Genomic DNA, 12,090 nt, shown 5'->3' with positions numbered 1-12,090 from the left:
TTCAATACCTCCGTTTTTCGTCTTTCATTTCTTGATAAAATAATTGATAGTGTTTATAGCGACTTTCTGCGATTTCACCTTTTGCTAAAGCTTCGGTTACTTTACAGCCGGGTTCATGCAAATGAGTACATCCACGGAACTTACACCCGTCCGAGTATTCGTTGAACTCGCGAAAGCATGATCCCAAGTCTTCTAAGTCCACACCGAGCTGTGTAAAGTTCATTTGACTGAATCCGGGAGTATCTGCTACATAACCGCCACCATCAAGCTCAATCAGCTCGACATGGCGTGTCGTATGCCGTCCACGTCCAAGTCGCATACTGATCTCACTGGTGTTGATTGTACTTCCAGGAATAATCGCATTCAGTAAAGAAGATTTACCCACCCCCGATTGTCCTGCAAACATACTAATTCGATTCGATAATTCGGCACGAATCGTTGCAGTACCAGAACCATCTTCAGCACTGGTTAAAATCACTTTATAACCAATTTGTTCATACAATTGACGTGCTTGCTCTACTTCAGTCAATGTTTGAGTGTCTTCTGGATCGATCAGATCCATTTTACTAAAACAAATCAAAGGTTCTAAATTCGCATCTTCCACATGAACTAGAAATTTATCTAACAAATGCAGACTCAAATCAGGTTCTTTGACTGAAAAAAGAAGAACAGCTTGCTCAATATTAGCAACAGGTGGACGAATCAATTCTGTTTTTCTAGGTAATAATTCTTCCACTGTGCCTTCTCCATTTTCAGTTAACGAATATAGAACTTGATCGCCAACTAACGGTGAGATTCCTTTTTTTTTAAGAATACCGCGTCCACGACACTGAACTGTTTGCCGGTGATCCCCGCCCGAGGCTATATCATCGGCTTGTTGTTGCACATAGTAGTAGCCGCTTAAAGCTTTGACGATTAAGCCTTGTAGCATGTGATTCCGTCCCTTCATAGATAAAGCTTATTTCTATCTGTTCTGATTATTGCTTTTTGATAAAGTAGAACTCAATTACGGTGTACTGGTAGTTCCACCATCTGTTGATCCTTCTTCTGTTGTCGGATCGGTCGGTGTAGTTCCATCTGTTGCTGGATCTGTTGGTGTGGTTCCTTGACCGTCTGCTGGTGGGTCTACCGCAGGATCATCCGTCCCTGTTCCTGTACCGCCTGTATTGCCACCATTATCAACAGGTGGAACTTCAACAGGAGCATCTGGTTCGATAACTGTTTCCTGTACACTGCCTTGCTTCGCTTCATTATATCCAATCGCATACGTATCGATAAATTCGCCATCACGATAGATCGATACAGCACCATCACGATTAGGGCCTAACACCATATTCACTTTAAGAGACTGACGTGAATTGATTGTTTTGGTACCCCAATCTTTATTTTCACCTGTAGCATCGGTGTATTTGATATTGATTTTGCTAGATTTGCCTGCTGTTGCTGGCGGAATAGATACAGAATACGTAAAATCAAATGCTTCTGGTGGATATCCAGAACTCACCCAGAATGATACTTTACTTCCTTTGCTCAACGAATTACCAGCAGCAGGATTTTGACGAGTCACTTTACCAGTAGCTACTGTATAACTGGTTTCTTGTCCTACATCTCCTACAGTAAATCCACTTGAAGATAATTTGGCTTGAGCATCAGACTGACCCATTCCTGTGAGATCAGGTACAGAAGCAGTAGCTGTTCCTTTACTTACAGTCACAGTAACTGTTGTGGTTGCTGGATCAACATCTGCATTCGCTCCAGGTGTCTGATCAAATACAGTTCCACTATCAACATTGTCATTATTTTCATCAACACGTGTTATCTGATCTTCTTTAAATCCTTCTGCTAGCAACAACTTACGTGCATCTTCATACGTTTTGGCATTCAGATCGGGCATTTTGGATAGTTCTTTTTCAGCGGTGACCGTAATATCAATCAGAGCGCCTTCTTTAACCATCGTTCCGGCATCTTTACTTTGGGCGATAACAATACCCGCCGGCTGTCCTTCTTTGTACTCACTGCTAACCTGCCCAATCTCTAATCCTTGAGCATTGACTAACTTTTTGGCATTATCCTGTGTCTGGTTAATCAGATTCGGTACAGCCACATCTGCTACTTCTAACGTAGAACGAATATACATCGTGGCTATCGTCATTAATGCTAGTAATACCACAACTGCCGAAATCCAGATCGTCGGTTTTACCCATTTGCGCTGTTGCTTCGCAGGTGCAGAAGATCGTGACATTTCACGATCAGACTTACGATCATCATCCCCTACAGGAATCGAAGTCGGGCGAATCGCCGATATCACGCGTGTCTGTTCTTCATCGTCTACAGTTGGAAAATATACTTTCGTTTCGCTACGACGTTCTGGCAATAGACATGTATCCAGATCTTGTAACATTTCATGAGCAGAATTGTATCGTTCTGAAGGGCTTTTACGCATTGACTTCAAAATAATATTTTCTACACTTTGCGGAATCAACGGATTAATTAACCGCGGTTCTTCAAATTCATCTTGTAAATGCTTGAGTGCTACACTAATCGGGCTTTCACCAAGAAAAGGAAGTCGCCCAGTCAGCATTTGATACAATACGATTCCAAGTGAATACAAATCAGACTTCTCACCTGTAGCTACACCTTTGGCATGTTCAGGCGAAAAATAATGCACTGAACCGACAACAGAACCTGTTTGTGTAATTGTGGTAGACGTCACCGCACGAGCAATACCAAAATCGGTTACTTTTACCCGTCCATTACGACCGATCAAAATATTATGTGGTTTGATATCGCGGTGAATAATCTGATTATGATGCGCATGATCAAGTGCGTCGCAAATCTGAGAAGCGATTCGAATCGCTTCATCTACAGGCAAAGGAGCACGTTCTTTGATCACTTCATTTAAATTGTAACCTTGTACATATTCCATCACGATATAGTGAATATCGCCTTCCTGTCCAACATCATAGATGCTAACCACATTAGGATGTGATAAGGATGCCGCCGACTGAGCTTCACGACGGAAACGGCGAATAAATTCTTCATCATATACAAATTGCTGGCGCAAAACTTTGATGGCAACATGACGATTAAGCAGCACATCACGCGCATTGTATACAAGCGCCATACCGCCACCACCGATTTCCTCGATGACTTCATAACGGCCGCCTAGCGTATGTCCGATCATTGTTCCCACCCCTTCGTGCTCAACTCTACAGTAGAGTCATCCATTTCGAAAAGGGCAACAGTAATATTATCTTCGCCACCAGCTTCAAGCGCCAAAGCCACCAAGTGCTTAGCACGCTCTTCCAGTGGAATACCTGCCAGCGCAACCGTTTCGATCTGCTGATTACCAATCATATTTGTTAATCCATCACTACATAGCAAAAGCACTTCACCGATTTTGAGCTGAATATCGTCTATTTCAACAACGACCTCTGCATCTGTACCCAGTGCACGTGTTAACACATTACGGCGCGGATGAACAGCCGCTTCTTCTTGTGTAATCTGATGATTTTTGAGCAATTCATTGACCAGTGTATGATCTTGCGTCAATAGACGTAATTCTTCTTCGCCTACCAAATAAGCGCGGCTATCACCGATATGACCGATAATGCCGCTATTACCGCGTAGCAATACAGCTACAACAGTCGTTCCCATATTGTGGTAACTGTCGTCCATTTGAGCAGTATGAAAAACAACATTATTCGCATGTAAAATCGCATCATGTAAAGCGGCACGACAAGCTTCCAGCGATAGACCAGCTTCCAGACCTTGCAGATCACCTATAATGGTCTGCACAGCTAATTGACTGGCTGTATCACCTGCACGATGCCCGCCCATACCATCTGCGACTATACCTAGTGTATATTCCTGTTGAATTGAACCGATCCATACTGAATCTTCATTCACTTGTCGAACGTGTCCCCTATCACTATGTTGCGCTGTTCTAATCAAATGTGATCACCTCGCAGTCGACTCCATGTGTTTCGCCCGTAATTGTCCACAAGCCGCAGCGATATCGTGTCCTTGCTCACGACGAATCGTTACATTCACACCTTTGTCAGATAAAATACGCTGGAATTCAAAAATATCTTTGCGCGGGGTACGCACATAATCACGTTCTGGAACATAGTTAACAGGAATCAAATTGACATGACACATCATTGTTTTGAGAACATCTGCTAATTCTTCTGCATGCTCAGGTTGATCATTAACGCCACCAATCAACGCATATTCAAACGTAATCCGGCGACCGGTTTTGTTTAAATAATAACGAAGAGATTCCATTACATCATCAAAAGGAAAACGGCGGTTAACCGGCATCAATTTAGAACGCAATTTATCGTTCGGTGCATGAATCGAAATCGCTAGATTGATCTGTGTATCTTCATCTGCAAATTTATAAATATTCGGCACAATTCCACTTGTAGAAACAGTGATATGACGTTGTCCGATATTCAAACCTTTTTCATGAATCATGATGCGTAAAAAAGTCATCGTTGCTTCATAGTTCTCAAACGGTTCACCTGAACCCATAATTACGATACTGCTTACACGCTCATTCGTTTCATCCAAAATCTTCTGTGCTTGCACAACCTGAGCTACAATCTCACCTGCTGTAAGATTACGCTTGAGTCCGCCCAATGTAGATGCACAGAATGTACAACCGATACGGCAACCGACCTGTGTTGTTACACAGATACTATTCCCGTAGTTGTGACGCATAATAACAGTCTCAATCGCATGAGCATCATGCAGACCGAACAAAAATTTAACCGTACCATCTTTAGACTGCATTTTAGTAATCTCGTCCAATAGAACAAAAGAAAACTGGTCGTCTAGTTTAGCGCGAAGTTCCTTGGAAAGGTTAGTCATTTCCTCAAACGAAGTCACACGCTTCACATACAGCCAGTCAAAAATTTGTCCTGCGCGGAAAGCAGGTTCATTATTTTCCTTTGCCCAGTTCTGTAGATCTTCCAAAGCATAATCATATATAAAAGGTTTCATTACAATTATCACACCTATTCTCAAATTCTTTTCATTTTTTGATACAACAGATCATATGACGGTCAACATTGAATTTCATCCTTACTATTCTAGCATAAAACAATCAAACCCTAAAGGGTCTGTTCATTAAGATATCGTTACTATTTGTTACTATATTTCTGTTATCGGTTGATTATAGATTAGCATTTATTCCTAAACACAGCAAAAGTGGCTTTACTCAGGATAAACATGCTCTCCATAAGTAACAAGCCACTTTTATAGTATCTATCCAAAAGATAAAAATAAAGCAGATTACATACTAATTTTACGTAATGCAGCAATATAAAATCCATCCGAATAAAAGTCTTGCGGTAAAATTTGAATTCCGGTTTTGGCATGATTGGTGCTTACCGGTGCAAAAGGAACCAATTCAAATTGCTTATTTTGGTGTAAAAAAGATTCTACAATCGCTTCATTTTCGCTACGTTCAATCGTACATGTGCTGTAGACCATAATACCATCTGGCTTGAGCAATGTAGAGATATTTTGTAACAATTGTTGTTGTAATTGTACGATTTCTTTGATATCAGCAATACTTTTATTCCATTTCAGATCAGGTTTCCGACGAATAACGCCCAGACCTGAACATGGAGCATCTAACAAGATTCGATCAAAAGAACCCGCAGGATAGCGTTCTGTTAATGTTAATGCATCTCCAACAGTTGTTTCAATAATCGATAATTGCAAACGTTCTGCTTGATCATCCACTAACTGGCGCTTATGTTCATGAATATCATTGGCAATAATATGACCACTATTATTCATTTTCTCAGCTAAATGTACACTTTTGCCCCCTGGAGCCGCGCAACAATCAAGTACATTCATACCAGACTTCGCTTGTACCGCTTCAGCAACAAGCATCGAACTCTCATCTTGCACCGAGATTAATCCTTCTTGATACCATGATGTTAACGCCATATTCCCGCCACCATGCACCAGAATACCATCTGGAGATAATGGAGACACTTCTACATTGTAACCTTCACTCTCTAGCAATTCCAACATTGCGGTACGGGAAGTGCGATGCGTATTCACACGGATACTTACCGATGGCGCTTCGTTATTGGACATACAGATTTGTTCAGCCGTTGTTTCATCATATTGCTTGATCCAACGTGCTACCATCCATTCAGGGAATGAATGTTGCAATGCTATTCTTTTCGCTGGTGGCAAATCTTGTGGAATCACCAATTCTTCCCGGCGACGAATCACATTACGCAAAACTCCGTTCACCATACCCGATATGCCTTGATGTCCTCGACGCTTCGCAATATTGACCGCTTCGTTCACAGCCGCATGAGCAGGAATCCGATCCAGATAGTAGATTTGATAAAAGCTAAACCGCAACAGATTACGTACCCAGGGTTGAAGTTTATTTAAACCTTTAGCCACAAATTGTCCGAGGAAATAATCGATCGTATTCAAACGTGACATTGTACCATAGACTAACTCTGTAGCCAGTCCGATATCTGCACGTTCCAGACGAATACGATTGAGCATTTGATTCAGTACAAGATTACTATAAGAACCTTCTTCTTCCACAGCAGTCAGTACTTCCAAAGCCACTTCACGAGCTGTTGTTGGACGAACCGATTTACTTTTCGGATCAGACTTGGTTTTAGTATTATTCGCTAACGGGCTATCCGCATTCGGTTGACGTTTGGATTTGTTGTTATGATTTTGATTATTCACCCGAGCACCGTACCTTTAGTCATTGACGTACCACGTACAAAGTCTGACGCTTGTAGTGCTTTTTTGCCCGCAGGTTGAATCTCTGTTAATGTCACTGTGCTATCTCCTGTACGAACTACAATACCTTCTGGCAATAGTTCCAAAACAGTTCCCGGTACAGCTTCTAGCGCTGATCCTTTTAACGTAGCATCCGCTGTAGGCTTGCTTATTTTCCATACTTTGAATACTTCGCTATTCCATAATGTGAATCCGCCGGAGAATGGTACAAGACCACGAACTTGATTATATAATTCACGACTGGTTTTCGACCAATCCAATTGTTCATCTTCACGAGTCAGATTCGGAGCATATGTGGATTCATCATCGTTTTGCGGTTCTGCTTCAACTTTACCTTCTAACAAGCGTGGCAATTCTTGACGAAGAATTGTTGCTCCAGCTTCACTCATTTTGGCAAATAAAGTACCCGAGGTATCTTCATCGGTAATCGGCACTTCAATCTTCGAGATCATATCTCCTGTATCGAGTCCTTCTGCCATATACATCAGCGTAATGCCTGTTACCGTTTCACCATTAATAATACAACGTTGAATCGGTGCGCCTCCGCGATATTTAGGCAACAAAGAGCCATGAATATTTACACAACCTAAGCGTGGAAGATCAAGTACAGCTTTCGGTAAAATTTGTCCAAAAGCAGCCGTAACGATCAAATCTGGCTTATATGCTGCAAGTTCTGCGATAGATTCTGGATTTCTCATGCGTTGCGGTTGAAGTACAGGAATACCATGCTCTACCGCTGCTGCTTTGACAGGTGTAGGTGTTAACACTTTTTTGCGACCTTGCGGACGATCCGGTTGAGTCACAACACAGACTACGTTCATGCCTTCTTCAATTAGAACATTTAAGCTATGCACAGCAAAATCTGGTGTTCCCATAAATGCAATGTTCACGATAGACTTATTCCCCTTCCTCGTCTAGCTTACGGTCATACACACGCTCTGCGATATCGGTAAATAGCACACCGTTCAAATGATCGATCTCATGTTGAAAAGCTCGTGCTAACAAATCACGACCTGTAATCGTCACTTCTTCACCGTTACGATCTAGACCTTTAACCGTTACTTCCAAAGCACGACGAACTTGACCGTTAAGACCTGGAATACTGAGACAGCCTTCTGAACCTAATTGCTCGCCATTACTTTCTATAATTTCAGGATTAATAAGTTCGATTAATCCATTATCATCACCTACATCAACTACAATCAGACGTTTCAAAATACCGACTTGTGGCGCAGCAAGACCTACCCCGTCTGCATCATACATCGTGTCTGCCATATCGGTTAACAACTTCTGTACATTCGGTGTAATTTTAGTCACTTCTTTTGCTTTTTTGTGAAGCACATCATCTGGTTCCGTTACAATAATACGTATAGCCATTCTTTATCCCGTCCTTTATATTATCTCTCTACTGTTGCGATGCTACCATTTTGCCAAGCTATTCGTTACACAAATCTGTTTTACATCAATACCTGTGGATCCACATCGATACTGATTAATAATTCTTTATCACGTACACTATCTTGCAATTGTTCTGCCACATGCTCTGCAAGCTTGGCAACGTCCATATCTCCACGCCATTTTATCATACATTGGAATCGGTATCTATTTTTTAAGCGTGGTATAGGTGAAGCGACAGGCCCTAATACATCCAATGCTTCATTTGAAAATCGTTCTAGACTACCTAGCCAACCTAATTTGGAAGCTTGATCTTTAATCATCTGTGTATAATTTTCAGCGATACGTACTAATAAGGCTAATTTTTCATGTGAAAAAGTAATCAATGCCAACCGGCAATACGGTGGATACCCGAGCGTCTGACGATGCTTCAATTCTTCTCGCACAAAAGACCCGTAATCGTGACGGCTCGCATGAATAACTGAATAATGCTCTGGATTATAGGTCTGCACAATTACTTCACCTGGCAAATGATGACGACCCGCTCGACCCGCTACCTGTGTGAGTAGTTGAAATGTTTTTTCCGCCGCCCGAAAATCAGGTAAATGTAGTGCCGAATCAGCAGCAATAACACCAACCAACGTCACATCTGGAAAATCCAATCCTTTGGCTACCATTTGTGTTCCTAATAGCAGATCTGCTTTTTTATCTCGAAATTGATTTAACAATTTCTCATGCGATCCTTTTTGCGTGGTTGTATCGACATCCATTCGTACGACACGAATACCGGGAAATAATTTCGCCAATTCTTCTTCTACACGCTGTGTTCCTGTACCAAAATAACGAATATGTTCGCTACCACATTCAGGACATATTTGCGGAGCCGGTTCTGCATGACCGCAATAATGGCAACGTAGACTATTAGAACGCTGATGATAAGTGAGTGAGATATCACAATTTGGACATTCAGCTACATAACCACATGTACGGCACATAACAAATGTAGAATGCCCGCGCCGATTAAGCAGTAACACAATCTGTTGCTTTTTTTCCAGACGGTCTTCGATTGCTTGATGAAGAGGTCGACTGAACATAGAGCGATTGCCTTCTTTTAACTCTTCACGCATATCAATAATCTCTACGGCTGGAAGTTCACTTCCAAGTGCCCGTCCATGAATTTCCAATAATGTTGGCATAAATTCATCATTCGCTTGCGACCTTGCTGCATAATAACTTTCCAGTGAGGGCGTAGCTGAACCGAGAATTACAACTGCATTATGCTGATGAGCACGATGAATCGCTACATCACGCGCATGGTATTTGGGACTTTCTTCTTGCTTATACGAAGTCTCATGCTCTTCATCCATAATAATTAAACCTAGATTGGAAAAAGGAGCAAAAATCGCTGAACGTGCACCAATCGCAACTTGAGATTTACCTTCACGAATTTTGCGCCATTCATCATATCGTTCTCCACTCGATAGACGACTATGCATAACAGCTACACGATCACCAAAACGACCTTTGAATCGCTCTACCATCTGCGGTGTCAGTGCAATCTCAGGCACAAGCATAATCGCTTGTCGATCTTGTTCAATAACACGCTGAATACATTGTAGATAGACTTCTGTTTTGCCACTACCTGTAATCCCATGAATTAAATACTCGCCTTTTTCCCGCTGGTTAATACGGCGAATAATAGAGTTATATACTTGCTGTTGTTCATCTGTTAACTTAAATGGTGTACTCGGTGTAAAATTGCGATCTTGATACGGATCACGATACACTTCCATATCCATAATAGCGATATATCCTTTATCTGCCAGAGCTTTCACTGTACTTGCTGTTACGCCGAGCACGGTCATAATTTCTTTGAGTGGTACATCGCCACCTGTATCTGCGATATACGTTAGCACTTCTTGTTGACGCTTTGCTTTGGCTGGAAATTCTTCGATAATCGTACGAATCTCATCTTCTGGTAAATGTAGAGAAACAGTTCTGACTGTTTTCTTTTGCACTTTATCGCGTATGCTACGACTTTCTAATAAAATGCCCCGTTGCAATAACGATTTGATAATATGGGCTTGTTCACCAAATCGGCGACTTAACAATTCCATCCGTACTTCTTGTTGCTTTTGAATATGAGAGATAATCTGTTCTTCTTCGTCGGTTAATAACGATTCTGTAGCATCAAAAAGAGAATCTTCTCCTACCCAAGATTCACGTTCAGCGACTCGAATATACCGTTCTGCTTTTCCTTTCAAAGCCGCAGGCAACATCGATTGAAGAGCAGTAATGCGGTGACAAGCATATTTGGCACTCATCCACTCGGACAACTCAACCAATTCTTCGGACAGTGGAGGCACCAGATCAAGCAATTCTTGTAACGATTTGAGCTTGGCTGCTGGTGTCTCAGATGTTCCGCTCAACCCGATCACGAATCCTTGTAATGTACGGGGACCAAAAGGAACACCTACACGACTTCCTACTTCTAACCATCCTCGCATCGATTCTGGCACAATATAATCAAATGGACGATCTGTGCCCCGGCTAGGTACATCTACAATCACCTGAGCAATAAGAGTCATGAGGTAGACACTCCATTCAGCCGTTTGGCTACAACACTTAGCAACTGAATCGCTACTTCATCTTTGCTCATTAACGGCAGATCAGCTACTAATCCTTGTGCATCGTAAATCTGGACTAGATTCGTATCGGTTCCAAATCCAGCGCCAACAGCAGTAACATCATTAGCGACTAATAGATCACAGTTTTTGCGTTTTAATTTGCCCATCGCATGTTCAGCTACATCATTCGTTTCTGCGGCAAAACCAACCAAAAATTGTCCCTGTTTGCGTTGGCCTAAACTTTCCAAAATATCAACTGTTTTTTCCAGTTCGAGTGTAAATCCTTCGTCTTTTTTCTTCATTTTAGTCTCATATACGGTTCGCGGACGATAATCTGCTACAGCCGCTGTTTGAATCATAATATCAGTATGATTCCATTCGCCTAATACCGCTTCATACATATCTTGAGCAGATTGAACACGTACCGTTTCGATCCCTTCTGGTAAAGGCACTTGTACGGTTCCTGCAATCAATCGTACCGATGCTCCCATATCACGAGCTGCTTTGGCGATTGCAATCCCCATTTTGCCGGAGGAATCATTGGTAATAAAACGAACAGGATCGATCCGTTCTACTGTTGCACCTGCTGTGACAGTTACTTTCTTACCTGCTAACACCTGACGTAACTGATTACGGTGTGCTTGAGCTTGAAAAAAGTCTTGAACTACTTTAATAATCGTCTCCGGTTCTTCCAGACGACCTTTGCCGACATAACCACAAGCCAGCATGCCACTTCCTGGCTCTATCATCAATACACCACGACTCACCAGTGTATTCATATTTTGTACAACTGCTGGATGTTGATACATATGCACATTCATTGCTGGTGCGACCATGATTGGAGCTGTAGTAGCAAGCAATGTAGAAGACAGCATATCATCAGCTAATCCATGTGCCATTTTAGCAATTGTATTTGCAGTGGCTGGAGCAATTAATACCAGATCAGCCAGATCAGCCAGGTTAATGTGAGTGACTACTTCTGGATCACGTTCGTCAAATGTATCTATATGAACCGGGTTACGAGAGAGCGTCTGTAGGGTAAGTTCGGTAATAAATTTGGAAGCGGAACGTGTCATAATGACATGTACATCTGCTCCTTGTTTCACCAATCCGCTACACAACGCTGCCGCTTTGTAAGCAGCGATTCCGCCAGTAATCCCCAGCACAATCTTTTTACCTTGCAGCATCTCTATTTCCCCGCTTTCGTTTAATTTTTACAATTATTCATCCCTTTATTATACCGCTTTTTGTTGTAAAAGGGGAATCTATTCCG

9 protein-coding genes are annotated in these 12,090 nt (G+C 42.0%); all 9 read right to left on the bottom strand.

The features are described 5' to 3' along the window. Window position 1 precedes the first annotated feature (1 nt). Complete coding sequence (gene rsgA, locus ACFSGI_RS06645) at window positions 2–931, bottom strand: ribosome small subunit-dependent GTPase A (RefSeq protein ID WP_204823376.1); 930 nt, start codon at window positions 929–931, stop codon at window positions 2–4. A gap of 75 nt (window positions 932–1,006) precedes the next feature. Continuing rightward, complete coding sequence (gene pknB / locus ACFSGI_RS06640; protein WP_204823375.1) at window positions 1,007–3,184, bottom strand: Stk1 family PASTA domain-containing Ser/Thr kinase; 2,178 nt, start codon at window positions 3,182–3,184, stop codon at window positions 1,007–1,009. Continuing rightward, complete coding sequence (locus ACFSGI_RS06635; protein WP_204823374.1) at window positions 3,181–3,954, bottom strand: Stp1/IreP family PP2C-type Ser/Thr phosphatase; 774 nt, start codon at window positions 3,952–3,954, stop codon at window positions 3,181–3,183. The genes pknB and ACFSGI_RS06635 overlap by 4 nt, the downstream gene beginning before the upstream one ends. Before the next feature lie 6 nt (window positions 3,955–3,960). Then, entirely contained in the window at window positions 3,961–5,007 is a 1,047-nt protein-coding gene (gene rlmN / locus ACFSGI_RS06630) for a dual-specificity RNA methyltransferase RlmN (protein WP_204823373.1), read from the bottom strand. 291 nt (window positions 5,008–5,298) lie between these two features. Beyond that, window positions 5,299–6,738, bottom strand: coding sequence for a 16S rRNA (cytosine(967)-C(5))-methyltransferase RsmB (gene rsmB / locus ACFSGI_RS06625; protein WP_204823372.1), 1,440 nt, complete (start codon window positions 6,736–6,738; stop codon window positions 5,299–5,301). Next, complete coding sequence (gene fmt / locus ACFSGI_RS06620; RefSeq protein WP_204823371.1) at window positions 6,735–7,685, bottom strand: methionyl-tRNA formyltransferase; 951 nt, start codon at window positions 7,683–7,685, stop codon at window positions 6,735–6,737. The genes rsmB and fmt overlap by 4 nt, the downstream gene beginning before the upstream one ends. A 7-nt stretch (window positions 7,686–7,692) precedes the next feature. Further along, complete coding sequence (gene def, locus ACFSGI_RS06615) at window positions 7,693–8,172, bottom strand: peptide deformylase (protein ID WP_204823370.1); 480 nt, start codon at window positions 8,170–8,172, stop codon at window positions 7,693–7,695. Between the two features lie 80 nt (window positions 8,173–8,252). Beyond that, window positions 8,253–10,778, bottom strand: a complete 2,526-nt coding sequence (gene priA / locus ACFSGI_RS06610) for a primosomal protein N' (protein ID WP_204823369.1) — start codon at window positions 10,776–10,778, stop codon at window positions 8,253–8,255. After that, window positions 10,775–12,004 (bottom strand): bifunctional phosphopantothenoylcysteine decarboxylase/phosphopantothenate--cysteine ligase CoaBC, encoded by a 1,230-nt coding sequence (gene coaBC / locus ACFSGI_RS06605; RefSeq protein ID WP_204823368.1) that lies wholly within the window; start codon window positions 12,002–12,004, stop codon window positions 10,775–10,777. Before coaBC ends, priA begins: the two co-directional genes overlap by 4 nt. Window positions 12,005–12,090 lie beyond the last annotated feature (86 nt).

It is taken from the genome of Paenibacillus nicotianae (genome assembly GCF_042681745.1).
In the GTDB taxonomy this organism is placed as follows: Bacteria; Bacillota; Bacilli; order Paenibacillales; family Paenibacillaceae; genus Saccharibacillus; species Saccharibacillus nicotianae.
This window is presented reverse-complemented; position numbering and strand designations above follow the sequence as displayed.

Excerpts from the sequence above, each read along its gene's own strand:
- rsgA (WP_204823376.1), bottom strand. The coding sequence starts at position 931 with ATGCTACAAGGCTTAATCGTCAAAGCTTTAAGCGGCTACTACTATGTG.
- pknB (WP_204823375.1), bottom strand. The coding sequence starts at position 3,184 with ATGATCGGACATACGCTAGGCGGCCGTTATGAAGTCATCGAGGAAATC.
- rlmN (WP_204823373.1), bottom strand. The coding sequence starts at position 5,007 with ATGAAACCTTTTATATATGATTATGCTTTGGAAGATCTACAGAACTGG.
- def (WP_204823370.1), bottom strand. The coding sequence starts at position 8,172 with ATGGCTATACGTATTATTGTAACGGAACCAGATGATGTGCTTCACAAA.
- priA (WP_204823369.1), bottom strand. The coding sequence starts at position 10,778 with ATGACTCTTATTGCTCAGGTGATTGTAGATGTACCTAGCCGGGGCACA.
- coaBC (WP_204823368.1), bottom strand. The coding sequence starts at position 12,004 with ATGCTGCAAGGTAAAAAGATTGTGCTGGGGATTACTGGCGGAATCGCT.